General features: G+C 51.4%; 15 protein-coding genes. 10 read left to right on the plus strand and 5 right to left on the minus strand.

From position 1 onward, the window contains the following. Window positions 1-14: 14 nt before the first annotated feature. The 4 genes from N7387_RS08245 to pncB form a co-directional block, all read right to left on the minus strand. Window positions 15-1,205, minus strand: a complete 1,191-nt coding sequence (locus tag N7387_RS08245) for an amino acid aminotransferase (protein WP_274369291.1) — start codon at window positions 1,203-1,205, stop codon at window positions 15-17. 361 nt (window positions 1,206-1,566) lie between these two features. Further along, window positions 1,567-2,682: a porin gene (locus tag N7387_RS08250; protein ID WP_279798152.1), complete on the minus strand. Its 1,116-nt coding sequence runs from the start codon at window positions 2,680-2,682 to the stop codon at window positions 1,567-1,569. A gap of 293 nt (window positions 2,683-2,975) precedes the next feature. Continuing rightward, window positions 2,976-4,376 (minus strand): asparagine--tRNA ligase, encoded by a 1,401-nt coding sequence (gene asnS, locus N7387_RS08255; RefSeq protein ID WP_262864344.1) that lies wholly within the window; start codon window positions 4,374-4,376, stop codon window positions 2,976-2,978. A 225-nt stretch (window positions 4,377-4,601) separates the two neighbouring features. Next, complete coding sequence (pncB, locus tag N7387_RS08260; protein WP_279798154.1) at window positions 4,602-5,816, minus strand: nicotinate phosphoribosyltransferase; 1,215 nt, start codon at window positions 5,814-5,816, stop codon at window positions 4,602-4,604. Between the two features lie 274 nt (window positions 5,817-6,090). Between pncB and pepN the strand changes: the two genes are divergently transcribed. The 4 genes from pepN to N7387_RS08280 all read left to right on the plus strand — a co-directional run bounded on the left by pepN (window position 6,091) and on the right by N7387_RS08280 (window position 12,157). Then, window positions 6,091-8,709: an aminopeptidase N gene (gene pepN / locus N7387_RS08265; protein WP_279798155.1), complete on the plus strand. Its 2,619-nt coding sequence runs from the start codon at window positions 6,091-6,093 to the stop codon at window positions 8,707-8,709. A gap of 276 nt (window positions 8,710-8,985) precedes the next feature. After that, complete coding sequence (locus N7387_RS08270; protein WP_279798156.1) at window positions 8,986-10,209, plus strand: TPM domain-containing protein; 1,224 nt, start codon at window positions 8,986-8,988, stop codon at window positions 10,207-10,209. Between the two features lie 204 nt (window positions 10,210-10,413). Continuing rightward, on the plus strand, window positions 10,414-11,424 hold the full coding sequence (gene pyrD, locus N7387_RS08275) for a quinone-dependent dihydroorotate dehydrogenase (protein WP_279798157.1): 1,011 nt from the start codon (window positions 10,414-10,416) through the stop codon (window positions 11,422-11,424). 187 nt (window positions 11,425-11,611) lie between these two features. Further along, on the plus strand, window positions 11,612-12,157 hold the full coding sequence (locus N7387_RS08280; RefSeq protein WP_025155187.1) for a cell division protein ZapC: 546 nt from the start codon (window positions 11,612-11,614) through the stop codon (window positions 12,155-12,157). A 132-nt stretch (window positions 12,158-12,289) separates the two neighbouring features. Here the strand turns inward: N7387_RS08280 and N7387_RS08285 are convergent, their stop codons facing one another. Continuing rightward, window positions 12,290-13,414, minus strand: a complete 1,125-nt coding sequence (locus tag N7387_RS08285) for an MOSC N-terminal beta barrel domain-containing protein (protein ID WP_262861185.1) — start codon at window positions 13,412-13,414, stop codon at window positions 12,290-12,292. A gap of 142 nt (window positions 13,415-13,556) precedes the next feature. Between N7387_RS08285 and rlmKL the strand changes: the two genes are divergently transcribed. The 6 genes from rlmKL (at window position 13,557) to rmf (ending at window position 21,655) form a co-directional block, all read left to right on the plus strand. Then, window positions 13,557-15,671 carry a bifunctional 23S rRNA (guanine(2069)-N(7))-methyltransferase RlmK/23S rRNA (guanine(2445)-N(2))-methyltransferase RlmL gene (gene rlmKL / locus N7387_RS08290; RefSeq protein WP_279798164.1) on the plus strand — a complete coding sequence of 705 codons (2,115 nt, stop codon included), beginning with the start codon at window positions 13,557-13,559 and terminating at the stop codon, window positions 15,669-15,671. 8 nt (window positions 15,672-15,679) lie between these two features. Beyond that, the gene (locus N7387_RS08295) at window positions 15,680-17,599 is read left to right on the plus strand and encodes an ABC transporter ATP-binding protein (protein ID WP_279798158.1); all 1,920 of its coding nucleotides are present in this window, start codon (window positions 15,680-15,682) and stop codon (window positions 17,597-17,599) included. Window positions 17,600-17,665: 66 nt separating this feature from the next. Continuing rightward, window positions 17,666-18,910: a membrane integrity-associated transporter subunit PqiA gene (pqiA, locus tag N7387_RS08300; RefSeq protein ID WP_279798159.1), complete on the plus strand. Its 1,245-nt coding sequence runs from the start codon at window positions 17,666-17,668 to the stop codon at window positions 18,908-18,910. Then, the gene (gene pqiB, locus N7387_RS08305) at window positions 18,900-20,549 is read left to right on the plus strand and encodes an intermembrane transport protein PqiB (protein ID WP_025155192.1); all 1,650 of its coding nucleotides are present in this window, start codon (window positions 18,900-18,902) and stop codon (window positions 20,547-20,549) included. Before pqiA ends, pqiB begins: the two co-directional genes overlap by 11 nt. A 1-nt stretch (window position 20,550) precedes the next feature. Next, window positions 20,551-21,141, plus strand: a complete 591-nt coding sequence (gene pqiC, locus N7387_RS08310) for a membrane integrity-associated transporter subunit PqiC (protein ID WP_279798160.1) — start codon at window positions 20,551-20,553, stop codon at window positions 21,139-21,141. 346 nt (window positions 21,142-21,487) lie between these two features. Beyond that, window positions 21,488-21,655, plus strand: a complete 168-nt coding sequence (gene rmf / locus N7387_RS08315) for a ribosome modulation factor (RefSeq protein ID WP_015422581.1) — start codon at window positions 21,488-21,490, stop codon at window positions 21,653-21,655. Window positions 21,656-21,687 lie beyond the last annotated feature (32 nt).

A 21,687-nucleotide genomic window follows, 5' to 3' on the forward strand; every position in this document is an offset into this window, starting at 1 on the left:
TGGCTAAAACGACATTACAGCACCGCGACAATGGCTTCACACAGCGGAACCATATTTTCCAGGGTCAGACCGGCAACGTTAATACGACCGGAGCTGACAGCATATACCGCATAGTCATCACGCAGACGCGCAACCTGTTCTTTGGTCAGGCCACTGAAAGAGAACATACCGTTCTGGCGGATAATAAAGCTGAAGTCCTGCTTCGCGCCTTTTTCCTGCAAGGTGTTCACAAAGAGCTGGCGCATACGCTTGATACGCTCACGCATGGTGGTCAGTTCCTGAATCCACTCTTCTTTCAGTTCCGGATCAGACAATACTGTCGTTACCACCGCACCACCGTGTGACGGCGGGTTAGAGTAGTTAGTACGGATCACGATCTTGATCTGGCTGAATGCGCGATCGGCAGTGTCCGGATCAGCGGCAACCAGAGTACAGGCACCGACACGTTCGTTGTACATGCCGAAGTTTTTAGAATAAGAACTGGCAACCAGCATCTCAGGATGGGATTTTGCAAAAATACGCAGCCCCTGAGCATCTTCATCCAGACCGGCCGCAAAACCCTGATAAGCGAAGTCGAAGACCGGCAGCAGACCTTTTTCTTTTACCAGAACAGATAACTGTGCCCATTGTTCAGCTGTCGGGTCAATACCGGTCGGGTTATGGCAGCAGCCGTGCAGCAGGATCACATCACCGGCTTGTGCCGCTTCCAGGCTTGCCAGCATGCCATTGAAATCCAGGGCATGATTTTCGGCATCATAGTAATTGTACGTGCAGATTTCCAGACCGGCACCGGCAAAGATACCGTTATGGTTAGGCCAGGTCGGGTTGCTGATCCAGACACGTTTTGCGCTGGTTTGTTTAGCAATAAAATCAGCCGCGATACGCAGCGCACCGGTGCCGCCCGGTGCCTGTGCGGTACGGGCACGTTTGGCGGTGATGATATCGCTGTTATCACCGAACAGCAGTGCCTGAGTCACTGTCCCGAACTCAGGGATCCCAGTGATTGGCAGGTAGTTTTTCGTGGTTTCATTATCCAGCAGATACTTTTCCGCTTTTTTAACGCAGCTCAGTACCGGTGTTTTACCGGTTTCATCTTTGTAAACACCAATACCTAAATTGATTTTGTTTTCACGGGGGTCCTGACGGAAACTGTCAGCCAGACCTAAGATCGGGTCGGCAGGCGCGGCAGTAATATTCTCAAACATAGTTGTTGATCCCAATAGTATCTGATAATGCGGATAAGAGGACAGTCACAAGGTTATCAGGTTAACTCCCTGTAAATCATTTGCCAACTGTTTACAGAAAAAAGACGAAGATCTTGTGAAGTGGGTGACGTCCTGTTGAGGTTTGTATGAAAATACATCACAAAACGGGTTATATATCCAACGTCATTCAAGTTACAGGAAGGCGGCAAAGGAAGACAGATGGGGAGCATACATTAGTATGTGACCCGGCTGGCTGAGTACAGCCAACGAACCTGTAGTTTGAATGAATAAGGATATACAGATAACAAAAAACCCACGGTATACCGTGGGTTTTGTATTCATATTCAGCGTAAACGCTAAATCAGAACTGGTAGGTCAGACCTAAACCAACAACGTCACCGGTGTTGATGTGTGAACCACGGGTGAAGTCGTCGTTGTCCAGCAGGTTGATTTTATAATCAATGACTGCAGACATGTTTTTGTTGAAGTAGTAGTAAGCACCCAGGTCGATGTATTTAACCAGGTCTTCGCTGCCTTTAGTACCGTTGTTCAGGTCTTTACCTTTAGACTGCAGGTAAGCGATGGATGGACGCAGACCGAAGTCGAACTGGTACTGAGCAACTAATTCAATGTTCTGAGTTTTGTTAGCGATGAAATCAGCACCAGTTAAATCATTTTTACCGTACTTAGTCATGTTACGGGTTTCACCGTACAGAGCGGCCAGGTACAGGTTGTTAGCGTCGTATTTAGCACCAACGTTCCATGCTTCAGCACGTTTACCATCAGCACCGCCCAGACCATTCTGCTGAGCAATAGTACGTGCAGAGTTAGAGTAACCAGCACCCAGAGTCACACCCCAGCCCAGGTCATAAGCGGTAGAGAAACCGTAACCGTCGCCATTGGCTTTAACGCCTTCACGACCAGAAATTGAGTTTTCGTCGTTAGCACCCTGATACTGCAGAGCGAAGTTCAGGCCATCAACGTAACCGAACATATCAGTGTTACGATAGGTCAGCAGGTTAGCTGCACGACCAGTCATGTAGATATCGGTCTGAGCCATGGTGTCGCCACCGAACAGTGGCAGAACGTCGGTCCATGCTGCAGTGTCATATACCACACCGTAGTTACGGCCGTAGTCGATTGAACCGAATTCAGCGAATTTGAAACCAGCGTAGGCTAAACGTACTTTATTAGCGTTGTCGCCTTCAACGTTGTTGGTTTTGATTTCGTTCTCGAAACGACCGAAACCGGTCAGCTGGTCAGTGATCTGAGTTTCACCTTTGATGCCGAAACGAACGCGTGAATCGTCGCCATCTTCTTTGTCGCCGTTGTCATCAGACTTAGCGAACATGTGACGAACGTCAACTTTACCGTACAGGTCTACTTTGTTGCCGTCTTTGTTGTAGATTTCAGCTGCGTTTGCTGCACCAGCAACTAACAGAGCCGGGATAACCACTGCAAGAATATTGCGTTTCATTATTATTACCCTCATTGGTGTTATTCGGACACCTGCCACTGCCAGAAATAGTTCTGAAAAAAATTTGGAACTATTTATGAGAGTTTAGTGTCGTCTGTGTCGGCGACCAGTGTTCCATTGGTAAAATATTTTATCTACCCTGAAAGTGCTACAAAAACGAAGAATCAGTAACAAATGGCAAGAAAGTATTTCAAAATGTAAATAATTGGGAACTTTTTGAACAGTAAGATCACCAGACATAAAAAAAGCCGACCTGAAGGCCGGCTTTTTACATTCAATATTTTTGATGAAAATCAGAATGTGGCGCTGCGCGGGGTACGCGGGAACGGGATGGTTTCACGGATATTTGAGACACCCGTCACATATGAGACCAAACGTTCAAAACCCAGACCGAAACCGGCATGCGGTACAGTGCCGTAGCGGCGCAGATCACGGTACCACCAGTAATCTTCTTTATTCATACCCAGTTCATCAAAGCGGGCATCGAGTTTGTCCAGACGCTCTTCACGCTGGGAACCCCCGATAATTTCACCGATCCCCGGTGCCAGCACGTCCATCGCTGCCACGGTTTTGCCATCTTCGTTTTCACGCATATAGAAGGCTTTGATGGCTTTCGGGTAGTTTTTAACGACAACCGGAGCTTTGAAGTGTTCTTCCGCCAGGTAACGCTCGTGCTCAGAGGACATATCCACGCCCCAGTACACCTCGTTTTCAAAGGTTTTTCCGCAGTTTTCCAGGATGTTGATCGCATCGGTGTAATCAACCTGTGCGAAATCGGAAGTGACAAAACGCTCCAGACGTTCGATGGCTTCTTTATTAATACGCTCAGCAAAGAATTCGAGATCGTCACGGCGCTCTTCCAGAACCGCTTTGAAGACATATTTCAGCATGGCTTCAGCCAGACCGGCAACATCATCCAGGTTGGCAAACGCCACTTCCGGCTCGACCATCCAGAATTCCGCCAGGTGACGGCTGGTGTTGGAGTTTTCCGCACGGAATGTCGGCCCGAAGGTGTAGATTTTGCTCAGCGCAGAGGCATAAGCTTCACCGTTCAGCTGACCGGAGACGGTCAGGAAGGCTTCCCGGCCGAAAAAGTCTTCGCTGAAATCCACTTCGCCTTTGTCGTTACGCGGCAGGTTGTGGAAATCCAGCGTAGAGACGCGGAACATTTCACCGGCACCTTCGGTATCAGAGGTGGTGATCAGCGGGGTGGATACCCAGAAGAAACCCTGCTCATCAAAGAAACGGTGTAATGCCTGGGATAAGGTATGACGGACACGGGCAACTGCGCCAATCAGGTTAGTGCGCGGACGCAGGTGTGCCACTTCACGCAGATACTCAACAGAGTGACGTTTTGCCGCCATCGGGTAGGTATCCGGATCATCAACCATACCAACCACACGAACCTGTGAGGCATGGATTTCAAAGCTTTGTCCCTGACCTGGGGAAGCAACCACTTTCCCGGTGACTTCGACAGAACAGCCCGCCGTTAAATGAAGCACTTCATCATTATAATTAGGTAAATTACTTTCGATGACGGCCTGTACCGGATTAAAGCAGGAACCGTCGTAGACGGCGAGGAATGAGATCCCGGCTTTTGAATCTCTCCTTGTACGGACCCAACCCTGTACCGTGACTTCGCTGTCAACAGGTACACGGCCTTGCAGTACATCGACCACAGGCGCTATGCTCATAGTGGAAACTCTCTCTTCTTATATATAGGTCTGTTACACGCGTTACCCGCCATCCTCTGAGATGTGAGTAACAGAATAGTCATCAGTTGCCGTCAAACGGGCAATCTCACTATGTTACTTGCTCACTCTCAGGAAACAAGCAGAAATTGGGGATTAACCGCCCGAAAAACAGAAAAAATAACCGTCTTTTTCTGTTCTCCGGGGGATGGCGTATAAAAGGCGGGATCAGCAGGCGCGCTGAACGTGGGGAATATCAAATGCGCGGCGCAGTTTATCGACAAATTCATCATCTTCACAGATGGTTTTGCCGGGGCTGTCAGAGAGCTTGGCGACCGGTTTGCCGTTGCATTCCACCAGCTTGATAACAATATTGAGCGGCTCAACATCCGGGATATTGCAGGTCAGGCGGGTACCGATACCAAACACCAGGTTTATCCGGTCACAGAAATGGGCATAAAGCGCGAGGGCTTTGCGGAAATCCAGGTTGTCTGAAAAGACCAGGGTTTTGCTCATCGGGTCGATACCCAGCTTTTCATAGTGAGCAATCGCTTTTTCGCCCCATTCCACCGGATCCCCGGAATCGTGGCGCAGACCCTGGTAGGCGCGGGCAAACGGGGCATCGAAATCGCGCAGGAAAGCATCCATGGTGATGCAGTCTGTTAAGGCGACACCCAGCTGATCCGGATATTCATCAAGCCAGGTCTGGAGAGCGGCGCGCTGGCTGTTGGCCAGTTCTGCGCTGATTTGCTGATGTGCCTGGAACCATTCATGTGCCTGGGTGCCGACCGGCTCCAGATCGAGTTCTTCCGCCAGCAGGTAATTGCTGGTGCCGACCAGATACGGGAAATGCTGTTTCAGTTCTGTGACAATGGCTTTCTGAACATCAAAAGAGAAACGGCGGCGGGTGCCGAAATCCATCAGTTTAAAGCGGCTGAGGTCAATTCCGGCCTGCTCTGCATCCTGATAAAAACGCGCCACCAGCTCACGCAGACGGATAACGGCATCTTCCGGCGTGACCTGCGGTGATTCATGACGGTGAACGAGTTCACTGATCAGCGCCAGCAGCGGCACTTCCCACAGGATAACGTCCACCCACGGACCGCGGATACGGATAGTCAGCTGACCGCTGCTGTCACAGCGGATATCCACCTGTGACGGGTCAAACCGGAACTGACGGAACCAGGCGAGATAGTCCGCCGAAAAGAACGGCAGGCGGGCCAGATAGTTGTACTCGTCATCACTGACTGACAGCTCTGACATCATTGCCACCCGGCGGCGCAGTTCATCTGCGTACTGCCCCAGCAGTTTGCTGCTCCGGCAGCGGAATTCCGCGACCACCGGAATTGAGCGGTAATGATGGAACACTGCCTGCTGCATATGCAGCTTATACGCATCGGTATCCAGCAGTGATGTGATAATCGGGGTTGCTTCTGAATTCATGGCGCTTTCAGCATCCTCACGGAGCAATCAACCTAAACAGGTTATAGCTTACTATTGTCTGCGTATAGTAACACGTTATTTTCCCTGTGCGTGATGTTCAGCGTGCAATCACATTATTTGTTAACATTTTATTCATATCTGATGCGGCACCGCACCGTCAGGAAATCAGGGCGTATCACAAACTGCTAAAATTTCGTTTACCACGGCGCCTGAATTATGAGAGCCTAAGAACAGCGTAATTGTAATCATTTAATAAAACAGTGAAGAGAAAATCATGACACAACAGCGGCAGGCGAAGTATCGTCAGGACTATCGGGCTCCTGACTATACCATTACCCATATTGATCTCGATTTTGCGCTCGACCCGCAGACGACAGTGGTGACTGCCGTCAGTCAGGTGAAGCGCCTGAATGACAACGCCTCTGAGCTGGTACTTGCCGGTGAGGGGCTGACGCTGAAGCAACTGACCATTGATGGCAAAGTCTGGTCAGATTACCGTGAAGAATCCGGTTCGCTGCACATTCAAAATGTGCCTGAACAATTCACCCTGCAAATTATTAATGAAATCAGCCCGGCGGAAAATACCGCACTTGAAGGGCTGTATGTGTCCGGTGATGCACTCTGCACACAGTGTGAGGCGGAAGGCTTCCGTCATATCACGTATTACCTTGATCGTCCGGATGTGCTGGCGCGTTACACCACCCGGATCACGGCGGACAAAGCCCGTTATCCGTATCTTTTATCCAACGGTAACCGGATTGATGCCGGGGAATCCGGGGATAAACACTGGGTGAAATGGGAAGATCCGTTCCCGAAACCAAGTTACCTGTTTGCGCTGGTGGCCGGTGATTTTGATGTACTGCGTGATACTTTCACCACCCGCAGCGGTCGTGATGTGGCGCTGGAACTGTTTGTCGACAAAGGCAACCTTGATCGTGCCGGCTGGGCGATGACCTCCCTGAAAAATGCCATGAAATGGGATGAAGAGCGCTTTGGTTTCGAATATGACCTCGACATCTATATGATTGTGGCTGTCGATTTCTTCAATATGGGCGCGATGGAGAATAAAGGACTGAACGTCTTTAACTCCAAATATGTGCTGGCGAAGAATGAAACGGCGACAGACAAAGATTATCTCGGGATTGAATCCGTTATCGGTCATGAATATTTCCATAACTGGACCGGTAACCGCATCACCTGCCGTGACTGGTTCCAGCTCAGCCTGAAAGAAGGGCTGACCGTTTTCCGTGACCAGGAATTCAGCTCCGACCTCGGCTCCCGCCCGGTCAACCGTATTAATAATGTCCGCGTGATGCGCGCGGCGCAGTTTGCCGAGGATGCCGGTCCGATGGCGCACCCGATCCGTCCGGACAAAGTCATTGAAATGAATAACTTCTATACGCTGACCGTGTATGAGAAGGGCTCAGAAGTGATCCGCATGATCCACACGCTGCTCGGCGAAGAGCAGTTTCAGGCGGGGATGCAGCTTTATGTTCACCGCCATGACGGCAGCGCCGCGACCTGTGATGATTTTGTGCAGGCGATGGAAGATGCATCGAATGTCGATCTCACTCTGTTCCGCCGCTGGTACAGCCAGTCCGGCACACCGCTGGTGACGGTACGTGACAGTTATGATGCGGATAAAAAACAGTATCAGCTGCATGTGACTCAGATGACCCCGCCGACACCGGATCAGCAGGACAAACAGCCGCTGCACATTCCGTTTGATATCGAACTGTACGGCAGCAACGGTGATGTGATCCCGCTGCGCCATGAAGGGGAGCCGGTTCATTCCGTACTGAATATTACCCGTGATGAGCAGACCTTCACCTTTGATGATGTCAGTGAAAAGCCGGTACCGTCACTGTTCCGTGAATTTTCCGCGCCGGTGAAAGTGGATTATCCGTATACCGATGCACAGCTGGCATTCCTGATGCAGCACGCCCGCAATGAATTTGCCCGCTGGGATGCCGCGCAGTCTCTGCTGGCATTACATATAAAGGAAAACATCCGCCGCTGTCAGGCTGGTGAAGATTTACAGTTACCGGAAGGGGTAACCGATGCTTTCCGTGCGGTGCTGCTTGATGAGCAGATCGATCCGGCGCTGGCGGCTCAGATTCTGACCCTGCCGTCAGAAACCGAAGTTGCGGAATGGTTCCCGGTGGTGGATCCGGATGCGATCAATGCGGTAATGACCTTTATTGCCGGTACATTTGCCCGTGAACTGGCAGATGAGTTATATGCGGTGTATGTCAGCATGAAAACCGGGGCATACCAAATCGATCATGCGGATATTGCAAAACGCGATCTGCGCAATGTCTGTCTGGGCTATCTGGCGCTGGATGAGGACAAAGCACAGGCAGATAAGCGTGTGTCGCAGCAGTATGCACAGGCCGACAATATGACCGATTCCCTGGCGGCGCTGACGGCGGCGGTGAAAGCTGCGCTGCCGTGCCGCGATAAACTGCTGGCTGATTACGATAACAAATGGCATCAGGATGGTCTGGTGATGGACAAGTGGTTTATGCTTCAGGCCACCCGTCCGGATGCGGATGTACTGGATAATGTGAAATCACTGCTCGCCCACCGCTCTTTCACCATGGCGAACCCGAACCGGGTGCGCTCACTGGTCGGCGCGTTTGTGATGAATAACCCGAAAGCATTCCATGATAAGTCCGGTAAAGGCTATGAATTCCTGGCGGAGATCCTCTGTGATCTGAACAGCCGTAACCCGCAGGTCGCGTCACGTCTGATTGAGCCGCTGATCCGCCTGAAACGGTATGACGACAGCCGTCAGAGCAAAATGCGTGATGCGCTGCTGCGCCTGAAAGGGCTGGACAATCTCTCCGGTGATCTGTTCGAGAAAATCACCAAAGCACTGGATGAGAACTGATCATTGCTTTTGCGGATAAAGGAGCGATAGCGGGCAGAGAAACGAAAAGCATGCGCGTCATGGATGACGCGCCTGAGCGTACAGGGAGGTATTTACAGCGACTTTTCGTTTTTGCCCGCTGTCAGCGACTTCACTGAAGCTGATACAGACAAAACACCTCTCCGGAGGTGTTTTTTTGTACTGCAATATATTGTCACAGTAACAGGGCGTTATTTTTTACCGGATACGGTAAACTCAGGCCAATGACGACCTGTGTATAAAAGAAAGGATTTCGTGATGAGAAATGAAATAAACCGGTGCAGTCGCTGGTTACAGGGGTTGTTTTCCCTGTTTTTACTGTTTTTTGCTGTGACGGCATTTGCTCAGACGGAGACATTTCCCCGTATGCAGGGGGCGGTGACTGATACCGCCGGATTACTGACCGATGCTGAGCGCAGCAGTATTGAGCAGAAACTGAATACATTGCGGGCCCGGACCGGCGCACAGATTGCGGTACTGACCGTGAAAACGACCGGAACGCGTGATATTGAAAGTTATGCGGAAAAAGTCTTTAACAAATGGCGGCTGGGGCGTATCAGTATCGATGATGGTATTTTGCTGCTGGTGGCGGTGGATGACCGCGCGATGCGGATTGAGGTCGGGTACGGGCTGGAAGGGGCGGTCAGTGATGCGGCGGCAAACCGTATCCTTAATGATTATTTCATTCCGAATTTTAAAATGGGGAATTATGCCGGTGGTATTAATGATACCGTTGATGCCCTTATTGCCAAAGTCCGTAATGAACCGCTGCCGCCGGTCACCACGCCGGCATTTTTTATCGCCAAACAGGCAGAGCCCGTTGGCTGGATCGATATTGTCCTCGGTGTGGTACTGGCGGCGAGTGCGTATCTGTGGGTGGCTTTCCTGTATGGCATGGTGAAGCGTTTTAAACTGAAAGCCGCGATCCCGATCGCCATTATTCTTTATCTGACCTGGTACGCCGGGGGCTTTAATAACCCGGCCGGAAACGGTATCCATTTCGGGGAAGATTTTCTCTGTGAGGAATTACCGCGCTGGAGTCAGTTCCTGTTCCTGAAAATTTTGCCGTTCTGGCTGGTTATCGTCCTCACTTTCACGATGTTTATCGCCGTCGTTTTCCTGTTTCTGCTCTGCCTGGGCGGGGCTATCTGGCTGATCGGAAAAGTGGTGAAAACAAAAAAAATGCGTATGGCCATCGGCTTTGGTGCTGTCGGCACGCTTTTCGGGTTTATTTTTGGTTTGTCGTACGGCGGCAGCCCGGCTTTTGCACTGCTGTGCGGGGGCGGATTAGGTCTGTTTATGGGCATCGGCAACTATCTCGGCATTGTTAAATCCGGGGGCGGAGGCGGAGGTGGTCGTGGTGGTCGCGGCGGCGGCGGCGGATTCCGCAGCGGCGGCAGTGGTTACAGCGGCGGCAGCAGCCGATCCTCATCCGGCGGCGGCGGACGCAGCGGGGGCGGCGGGGCATCCGGTCGCTGGTAATCTGACAGTATATGGCGCACAAAAAGTGTGCGTCATATACTGCGTAAAAAAGCCGTGCAGAACGGACGCATTTCACCTATTATAGCCGCCTGAGATAGGCTCCCGCTGTTTCAGCTATGATTCACGACCTATTTTGTTACAGAGAAATTGCCCGGTACGGCGTGTTGTGCCGAAAACACATATCTATAGCAAAAGGTATTTAAGATGTATTATCCGCTAGTCAGGAAGGCTCTGTTCCGCCTTGATCCGGAACGTGCCCACGAATTCACCTTTCACCAGCTTAAACGTCTTTCCCGCTCTCCTTTCCGTTTTCTTATTCAGCAGCATGTCGCTACCAAACCCGTTCAGTGCATGGGACTCTCTTTTAAAAACCCGCTCGGATTAGCCGCCGGTCTTGATAAAGACGGTGAATGTATTGACGCGTTTGACGCCATGGGTTTTGGTTTTGTTGAGGTCGGTACGGTCACCCCGAAACCACAGCCGGGAAATGATAAGCCACGTCTGTTTCGTATTGTCGAGGCAGAAGGGTTAATTAACCGGATGGGATTTAATAATCTCGGGGTGGATAACCTGGTTGAAAATATTAAACAGGCTCGTTTCGGTGGTATTCTGGGAATTAATATCGGCAAAAATAAAGATACGCCGGTTGAGCAGGGGAAAGACGACTATCTGATTTGTATGGATAAAGTGTATACCCATGCCGGATATATCGCTGTTAATATTTCCTCACCGAATACCCCGGGATTACGGACACTGCAATACGGCGATATGCTGGATGACCTGCTGTCAGCAATAAAAATAAAGCAGCAGGAACTGCATCAGAAACACGGAAAATATGTCCCTGTCGCGGTGAAAATTGCCCCGGATTTAACAACGGAAGAATTAATTCAGGTCGCTGACAGTCTGATTCGCCATAATATTGATGGTGTGATTGCCACCAATACCACATTAGACCGCTCATTAGTACAGGGATTAAATCACTGCAATGAAACCGGCGGATTAAGTGGCCGCCCGGTGCAGAGTAAGAGCACTGAAATTATCCGTTTATTATCGAAAGAGCTGAACGGAAAATTACCGATCATCGGTGTCGGCGGAATAGATTCCCTCGTTGCCGCCCGGGAAAAAATGGACGCAGGTGCATCATTGATCCAAATCTATTCAGGATTTATCTACCACGGGCCAAAATTAATAAAAAATATTGTAAATAGCCTGTAATTTTCACTATTATTCCTGTCAGGGGGTTTATTTTTCCCCCTGTTTCTTCTATATTTTCAGATGTTGCCTGAAAAATTGTGACTGGCAGGCAATGCACGTTAAAGTAAACAATCACTTTTAATTATTTTATTTAATGTGTAGTAAAAATATAAATCGCTAATCAGGTATTAGCCGGGAATGTGATCAGATGAAAATAAAACCTGACGATCAATGGCAGTGGTATTACGATGATACGCATGAGCGTATTATGCTGGATCTTGCCAACGGAATGGTATTCCGCTCCCATTTTGCACCACGCCTGCTGGCACCGTATGCACGGTGTCACAGCCCGTTTTCTGTTGATGATGCCGCGTTATTTTTTATCTTTGAAGAACAGATTAAAAAATTAGATATTCCGGCACAACAGTGTGCTGAATTAACATTGAATGCGTTAATTGCATCGCGTTTTTTAAAGCCGCAAATGCCGAAGAGCTGGTATTTTTCATTGTTTTGCGCAATGACAAAACCGGAGCAGGGGCAGCTGGTTGAAGTGGTGGCGGGTAACAATCGTCAGCGCAGCAACTTTATTGTGGCGGAAGCAGGGGAAAGTGCCAGTTTATGTCTGCTGGTTGATCCGGTACTTGAATTACACGATCGGAGCATGTGTTTTTGTGATCCGATCAAGATCATGAATGATCGTTTATTGCCAAGAACCCCGGTAACACGGCGTTTATTAATGGACAGAGCTGTCTGAGGCTGTCCGGTAAACGATCATTATCAGGATCGGGTAATGTTATATGATCCACAATGGATCCTTATTGTTAATAAGTGATCCATTTAGCTGAAATACCCCCGGTGGTTTATCTGCCGGGGGTATTTTTTTCAGTTATCCGTGGCGGATCGTAATATTGGTTTTCGGAATACAGCTGCACGCCAGAATATCACCGTTCTCTTTTATTGCCCCGGCTTTCAGCGGAGTGACGTCACCGGAGACCAGAGTGACTCTGCAGCAGCCGCAGACACCGGCCCGGCAGGAGTACGGAATATTGACCTGATGGCCTTCCAGCTGCTCCAGTAAGACATGCTGATTATTCACCGGGTACAATTTTCCGTTGAATGTCAGTTCCAGAGCCGTTTCCGGCTGTGCAGGGGCGGCCTGCACTTTCTCAACGATTTGCTCCTGATACTGACGCGGCTCACGGGTTTCCAGTACGGTGACGGTATCACCGACCTGAATCACGCCGCTGTTGCGGGCAATGGCATTCATGCCGAAATCCACATCATCATTCTCTGCCGCTTTCCGGAAGGTCTGCAGGGTGTGGAACGGCTCCATTTCCGGGTGTTTAATGCCTTTATCCGTACTGACGGTCGTGAGAATACAACGGCTGCACGGTTTTTTCAGATCAAACACCACATCACCGACCTGAATGGTTTTCCAGCGGTCTTCCGCAAACGGCTCCGCACCGGTGACAATAATATTGCCGCGGAACTGCTCAATTTTAATACCGGCACCGCAGCGGCGCTGCACTTCGCGGAAAGACGCTTCGTTTACCACCAGATAAGGATAACCATCGGCAAACGACACGGCGGTATCCGGGAATTTTTTTACCCGGCGGGTGGATTGCGGGCTGAGCCAGCGCAGCTGTACCGGGATATCAAAGAACTGACACAGCCACTGATTGATTTTTTCCGGCGCAAGCAGCGAGGTGAAATGATTTCCCCAGACTTCGCACGGCAGGTGATCGGGACGGAAATCCTCAAACAGGATCGTGGCACCACTGCCTTCCGGGCTGCGCAGGTAAATCCCGTTACTCAGCAGCACCGGGGTAAACAGTACCATCTGCGGATAACGGCGGGCGGTGATAAATTTTCCGGTCTCATCCGTTATCATAAAATTGCGGTCAAAGCTCAGTCCGGTTTCGCCGGCATGGCTTTGAGACTGGCGGATACCCTTCATTGACTTCACAGGAAAGGTGTATAAACGGGAGAGTGTGATGGGTGTTGTCGTCATTGTTATCCGTTCTTTTCGTTATTATCAGTAATACCACAATGGCATCCCGGTTTATCCGGAAAAAGGTGAACGTCAATTTTATGATTTACCGCCCGGATCCGCTATAATGCGCTCCAATTTTTTATTTCAACGGTAAACCATGATGAACGCGTATTTTGCCAGCACCGCCCGCGGGCTCGAAGAACTCTTAAAAAATGAATTAGCGACACTGGGCGCTGAGGATCTCAGTATTACGCAGGGTGGCGTTCACTTCCGGGCGCAGCCGCGTACGATGTACACGTGTCTGATGTGGAGTCGTCTGGCATCCCGTATTTTATTACCGCTGAATGAGTTTAATGTCTATAGTGACATGGATCTTTATCTCGCGGTGCAATCCATTGACTGGCCATCGGTGTTCTCCGCTGACAAGACATTTGCCGTGCATTTCAACGGGACTAACGATGAGATCCGCAACAGTCAGTACGGCGCACTGAAAGTCAAAGATGCTATCGTTGACAGCTTTACCCGCAAAACCGGCACGCGTCCGGATGTGGCAAAACAGCAGCCGGATATCCGCATCAATGTCTATCTCAATAAAGAGAAAGCCTCGCTGGCGATCGACCTGAGCGGGGATTCCCTGCATATCCGCGGCTACCGCGAACTGGCTGGTCAGGCTCCGCTGAAAGAGAACCTGGCGGCGGCAATTATTCTGCGTTCCGGCTGGCAGAAAGAGACCCCGATGGTGGATCCGATGTGCGGCTCCGGCACCCTGCTGATTGAAGCGGCAATGATTGCCTCCGATTGCGCGCCGGGCCTGAACCGTCACCACTGGGGCTTTGAAGCCTGGGACAGCCATGACAAAGCAGTCTGGGAATCTGTCCGTGCTGAAGCGCGTGAACGTGCCAATGCCGGTCTGATCAGTGCAACCGCCCGTTTCTTCGGTTCTGATACTGATAAACGTGTACTGGATATGGCCCGCGCCAATGCCCGCCGCGCCGGGGTGGATAAACTGATTACTTTTCAGCAGAAAGATGCCACCAAACTGGAAAATCCGCTGCCGGACGGCCCGAAAGGCACCATTATTTCCAACCCGCCGTACGGTGAGCGTCTGGAAAGCGAACCGGCGCTGATTGCCCTGCACAGTGTGTTTGGCCGTGTGGTAAAAACCCGTTTCCCGGGCTGGCGCCTGTCATTGTTCAGTGCTTCCCCGGAACTGCTCAGCAGCCTGCAATTGCGTGCAGAGCGTGAATTCAAGGCGAAAAACGGCCCGCTGGATTGTGTGCAGAAAAACTATCAGTTAAGTGACACACCACCGGCAACGGCGCAGGATATCGGGGCAGATTTTGCCAACCGCCTGCGTAAGAACGAAAAGAAATTAGCAAAATGGGCGAAACAGGAAGGCGTTGAATGTTATCGCCTTTATGATGCCGATCTGCCTGAGTATAATGTCGCGGTTGACCGTTATGCGGATTATGTGGTGGTGCAGGAATATGCACCGCCGAAAACCGTGGATCCGAACAAAGCGCGTCAGCGCCTGTTCGATGTGATCAGCGCGACACTGGCCGTGCTGGAGTTACCGGCGCATAAGCTGATCCTGAAAACCCGTCAGCGCCAGAAAGGCAAACAGCAGTATGAAAAACTGGCGGAGAAACAGAACAGTTTCCTAGTGAAAGAGTATAACGCACAGTTATGGGTTAACCTGACTGATTACCTGGATACCGGCCTGTTCCTTGATCACCGTCTTGCCCGCAAAATGCTGGGACAGATGAGCAAAGGTAAAGACTTCCTCAATCTGTTTGCCTACACCGGCTCGGCAACGGTTCATGCCGGTCTCGGCGGCGCGCGCAGCACTACCTCCGTGGATATGTCACGCACCTATCTGGAGTGGGCGGAGCGCAATCTGCAAAGCAACGGCCTGAGCGGCAGACAGCACCGTCTGATCCAGGCGGATTGCCTGAGCTGGCTGGCGCAGACTCCGGAACAGTTTGATCTGATCTTTATCGATCCGCCGACATTCTCCAACTCGAAACGGATGGAAGATACCTTTGATGTCCAGCGTGATCACATCAGCCTGATGAAACATCTGAAACGTATGCTGCGCCGCGGCGGTACGCTGATGTTCTCCAACAACAAACGCGGTTTTAAATTAGATCAGGACGGTATGGATGCACTGGGGCTGGTTGCTCAGGAAATTACCGCCAAAACACAGTCACAGGATTTTGCCCGTAACCGTCAGATCCATAACTGCTGGCTTATCCGCCACGCAGGCGAGGAATAACAGAAATTATGTCGTTGATTAATATGGCGGGCGCCTGGCTCGCATTCAGTGATGCTCCGCTGCTGGAAAATGCGGAGATGCATATCGAAGAAAATGAGCGTGTCTGCCTGGTCGGACGCAACGGGGCGGGAAAATCTACCCTGATGCGTGTGCTGACCAAAGAGCAGCCGCTGGATGACGGTACGGTTATCTATGAACAGGATCTGATTGTTGCCCGTCTGCAGCAGGATCCGCCGCGTGATGTGGAAGGCACGGTGTTTGACTTTGTTGCCGAAGGGGTGGCGGAGCAGGCACAGCATATCAAGGCATATCATCAGATCTCAAAATTAGTGGAAAGTGATCCGAGCGATAAAAATCTGTCAAAAATGGCGGAATTGCAGGAGATCTTAGACACGCAGAACTTATGGCTGCTCGACAGCCGGATTGCGGATGTGATCGCACACCTGGAATTGCCGGCAGATGAAAAATTATCCGCACTGTCCGGTGGCTGGCTGCGTAAAGCGGCACTCGGCCGAGCACTGGTCTGCGGGCCGAAAGTGCTGTTCCTGGATGAACCGACTAACCACCTGGATATCGAAACCATCCAGTGGCTGGAAGGCTTCCTGAAAAACTTCAGCGGCAGCATTGTCTTTATTTCCCATGACCGTTCCTTTATCCGCAATATGGCGACACGGATTATCGATTTGGATCGCGGAAAATTAGCCTCCTGGCCGGGCAGTTATGATGATTATCTGGTGGCCAAGGAAGAAGCACTGCGTGTCGAAGAGATGCAGAATGCGGAATTTGACCGCAAACTGGCACAGGAAGAAGTCTGGATCCGTCAGGGCATTAAAGCCCGCCGTACCCGTAATGAAGGGCGTGTCCGGGCGCTGAAAGCCCTGCGCAGTGAACGCGCGGAACGCCGTGAGGTGATGGGCAAAGCGAAAATGCAGGTGGAAGAGGCGACCCGTTCAGGCAAAATCGTCTTTGAAATCGATGATATCAGTTATGGTATTGACGGTAAGAATCTGGTCAGTCATTTCAGTGCCCAGGTAAACCGGGGGGACAAAATTGCCCTCGTCGGCCCGAACGGCTGCGGTAAAACCACGCTGCTGAAACTGATGCTTGGTGATTTACAGCCGGACGAGGGCAGTGTGCATATCGGCACCAAGCTGGAAGTGGCCTATTTCGATCAGCACCGGGCGGCGCTGGATCCGGATAAAACCGTGATGGATAACCTGGCGGAAGGCAAACAGGAAGTGCTGGTCAACGGTAAACCGCGTCATGTACTGGGCTATCTGCAGGAATTCCTGTTCCACCCGAAACGGGCGAGAACACCGGTGCGGGCTCTGTCCGGCGGGGAGCGCAACCGCCTGCTGCTGGCAAGATTATTCCTGAAACCGAGCAATCTGCTGATCCTCGATGAACCGACCAACGACCTTGATGTCGAAACACTGGAACTGCTGGAAGAGCTGGTGGATAACTATCAGGGCACTGTCCTGCTGGTCAGCCATGACCGTCAGTTTGTTGATAACTGCGTGACCGAATGCTGGATTTTTGAAGGCGATGGTACTATCGGGCGTTTTGTCGGCGGTTACTTTGATGCACAGCAGCAGCGGGCACAGGTTCAGTCGCTGAAAGCCCCGGCGGCGAAAGCGGCGAAACCGGAAGCGGCGGAAGAAAAACGTAAAGATAACATTAAAAAAGCAAATACATCTGCAAAATTAAGTTATAAATTACAACGGGAACTTGAACAGCTGCCGTCATTACTGGAATCCCTCGACGAGGAAATTCAGCAACTGCAAAGTCAGGTCAGTGCGCCTGAATTCTTTAACCAGCCGCATGATGAAACAGATAATGTGCTGAAACTGCTGGCAGAGAAAGAGCATGCGCTGGAAGAGGCGTTTGAGCGCTGGCAGACGCTGGAAGCCATGCAGAGCGGGAACTGATCCCGCCGGTGATTTTGGAGAAATAACGAAACAGTGTGTGCTCATCATTCACATGAATCAGTCACGGTGTTGTGTCCGCAGTGCGACCTGGTGGTGGAAATCCCTGAGCTGGAACGGGGAACCAAAGCTGAGTGTCCGCGCTGCCACACCCACCTGGCCGCCCGCTGGCGTGAACCGCGCCGTCAGCCGCTGATGTATGCCCTCAGCGGCCTGGTGATGTTTGTGCTCGCCGGGATGTTTCCGTTTGTCTCGATGAAAGTGGCGGGTATTGAAAGCGAAATTACGCTTTATCAGATCCCGTCAGTGATGTTCGGGGATAACTACGGTGAGCTGGCACTGTTCTTTATGGGATTTGTGCTGGCGGTACCTGCCTTCTGCCTGCTTGCTATTACCTTACTGTGCAGCGGGATCCGTCTGCCGCCTCCGCTGGCCATTCCGGTCACGCGCCTGCTGTTCCGGCTGCGGGCCTGGTGTATGGCGGAAATTTTCCTCGCCGGTGTGCTGGTCAGTTTCGTGAAACTGATGGCGTACGGGGATATCGGGCTGGGCGTGAGTTTTCTGCCTTATTGTCTGTTCTGTGTGATGCAGGTGCGGGCATTCCAGTGCCTGGATAAACACTGGGTCTGGCAGCGGATTACACCGCGTCCGCCGCTGCCGGTGGCGCTGGAGGCAGGAAAAGGCGGTTTGTGTCAGGGGGTGCGGCTGTGCGGTACCTGCCAGGCGATTCTGCCGGCAGATATGCATGAGTGTCCGCGCTGCAGCAGCCGGGGTTATGCGCGGCGGCCGAACAGTTTACAACTGACCGTGGCGCTGCTGTTTACCTCGCTGATTTTATATATCCCGGCAAACCTGCTGCCGATTATGATCACCGAATCCCTCGGCAGTGATTTCGGCTCAACCATTATGGCCGGGGTGATTCTGCTGTGGGGGGATGGCTCTTATCCGGTGGCGATGGTGATCTTTATCGCCAGTATCATGGTGCCGAGCCTGAAAATGCTGGCCATCGGCTGGCTGTGCCTGGATGCGAAAGGCCACGGCTGGCGTGATCCCGGCCGGATGCACTTTATTTATGAAATCGTGGAGTTTGTCGGACGCTGGTCCATGATTGATGTGTTTGTGATAGCCGTACTGGCGGCACTGGTGCGGATGGGGCGTCTGATGAGTATCTATCCGGATATTGGTGTGATTTTATTTGCGATGGTGGTCATTCTGACAATGATTGCCGCCGAAATGTTCGACCCGCGCCTGACGTGGGATCGGCTTGAAAAAAAACGGGCGGAGAGTGCTAAGGAGCCTCAGGTTGAACGATAAAACTGATGATTTGACAGAAGCGAAGGTCAGCAAACTGAAAAGCTGGTCACCGGTCTGGATAATTCCCATCGTCACGGTACTGATTGGTGCCTGGATCCTTATCAGCCATTTTCGCGGGCAGGGACCGGAGATCACCCTGATCACCTATAACGCGGAAGGGGTTGAAGCCGGTAAAACCAAAATCAAAAGCCGCAGCGTGGATGTCGGCGTGGTTGAAAGCGTCATGCTGGATCAGAGCTACAGCCGCGTGATCATCAAAGCCCGCCTGAACGCAGAGATGAAAGACGTTCTGCGCAAAGATACCGTTTTCTGGGTGGTGAAACCGACAGTCGGCCGTGAAGGGGTTTCCGGGCTGGGTACTCTGCTGTCCGGGGCGTATATTCAGGTGCAGCCTGCCAATACCGGCGGCGAACGTCATGAATTTGAATTGCTCGATTCACCGCCTCTGGCCTCTCCGGATGCCAAAGGGATCCGCGTGATATTAACCAGTCAGCAGGCCGGGCAGCTGAATCCGGGGGATGCGGTGCTGTTCCGTGGTTATCGTGTCGGCTCTGTGGAAACGGCAGAGTTTAATCTCGACGAGCGCGAGATGCAGTATGAGCTCTTTATCAACGCGCCTTATGACAAACTGGTCACCACCAATGCCCGCTTCTGGAAGGACAGCGGCATTGCCTTTGACATGTCCTCACAGGGCGTGAGTGTGCAGGTCGGTTCGCTCTCCACATTGTTCAGCGGCGGCGTCAGTTTTGATGTGCCGGATGGCTGGCAGCCGGGTGAGGAAGTCAATCCGAAAACCCTGTTTAAGCTGTTTGATAATCAGAAGAGCACACAAAACTCACTGTATACCCAGTATAAAAGTTACCTGCTGTTCTTCTCTGACTCCGTGCGGGGTCTGTCTCCGGGAGCACCGGTGGAATTCCGTGGTATCCGTCTCGGGACCGTGGCACAGGTTCCGTTTTATGCCAAAGGACTGGGACAGACATTTGATCAGGATTTCCGTATCCCGGTTCTGATTCATATCGAGCCCGAGCGTTTCGAGAAAGATGTGGGTAAAGACTTCAAACTGGCACAGGAACTGGAAACCGCATTACAGCAGGGGCTGCGGGCTTCTCTGAAATCCGGTAACTTACTGACTGGTGCATTGTATGTCGATCTTGATTTCTATCCGGATCAGCCGGCCTGGAAAGCGCCGATGACGATTGCCGATTATGACATTCTGCCGACCACCAGCGGTGGCCTGGTGCAGCTGCAACAGAAAGTGCTGGCGGCACTGGATAAAATCAACGGCATGCCGATTGAACCGATGATGAAACAGGCGACAGAAACACTGCGTGCCAGCGAAAAAACCATCGCGGAAGCACAGAAAACCTTGTCTGAGCTGAATGTGTTACTCAGCAGCAAAGAGTTCAAAGCGCTGCCGAAAGACATGCAGGCCACACTGCGTGAACTGAACCGCAGTATGCAGGGGATCCAGCCGGGCTCACCGGCGTACAACAAACTGGTTGATGATATGCAGCGTCTGGATCAGGTTCTGCGTGAATTACAGCCGGTATTACGTACCCTGAATAACAAGAGTAATGCTCTGGTCTTTGAAGCCGCGCCGCAGGCGGATCCGCAACCTAAGAAGGCGAAGAATTAAGATGAAAAAACTGACAAAAGCACTGGCATTCCTGGGCGTTTTTGTACTGGCGGGGTGCAGCAGCACTCCGGTCAAACAGTATTATCAGTTGCCGGTGGTGGTGGCTGCAGACAGCAGCAGTGAACAGACCAGCTTCCGCAGTACCGCCGCTGATGACCGTCATCCGCAGTTATGGATCCAGCGTATCACGCTCGGGGACGTGCTGGGGAATGCCGGGATTGTCTATCAGACCAGTGATGTGGAATACAATATCGGCAGCACTAACTTATGGGCAGGTCCGCTGGAGCAGCAGTTGCTGGAGGTGATGACGACGGAACTCAGTCAGGCACTGCCGGACAGGCTGGTTTCAGTGCAGCCGCTGGAAAACAAACCGGATACCCTGACTGTCACGGTCACCGGTTTCCACGGTCGTTATGACGGCAAAGTGATTGTGGCGGGCAGCTGGATTTACACCCACGGTGACGCGGTTATCCGCCATCCGTTTAATCTGGTACTGGAACAGGCGGAAAACGGCTATCCGGCGCTGGTACGCACACTGGGTGAAGGCTGGGCGCAGGTATCAAAATCGGTGGCTGACGAGCTGCGTAAGTAATGACAGATTCACTCTCTGTACACCGGTGCAGAGAGTGAATTGTCACTAAAATGACAAATTTGTGAAACACGCCACATTCATCCGCTTAATCTGCTGATCGCTAAAACGATTCTTATTCCGCCTGATATATCCTTCTGAAGGCCGTTACTGTCCCCTGAAAACTAATAATCTGATTACGCAGGCAAAATAACAGCCCTGTTTTCATTGTGTATTTTTATGAAAAGCGGGACTGACACACCCTGAATCTTCTTTACTTGCAAACTCTGCCCCGAAAGCGTATTTCTATTATGGGTTGAATAAAAATCAACCTGTTTTCAGCACTGAATAACATGAGGGAAGTAACGGCATGAAAAGACAAAAGCGTGATCGTTTAGCCAGAGCATTAACCAAAGGTTATCAGGCGGGTATTTTAGGACGTTCTAAAGAGAGTTGCCCGTATCTTAAAATTGACGAACGTTCTCATTGGTTGGGAGGCTGGCGCGAGGCCATCGATAAAAGGGCGGTCATTGCGTAACCCGGTTTGAAGGATAAAAAACCTCCGCGTGC

Origin of the sequence: Morganella sp. GD04133 (genome assembly GCF_029835375.1) — a bacterium.
GTDB classification, from domain to species: domain Bacteria; phylum Pseudomonadota; class Gammaproteobacteria; order Enterobacterales; family Enterobacteriaceae; genus Morganella; species Morganella morganii_B.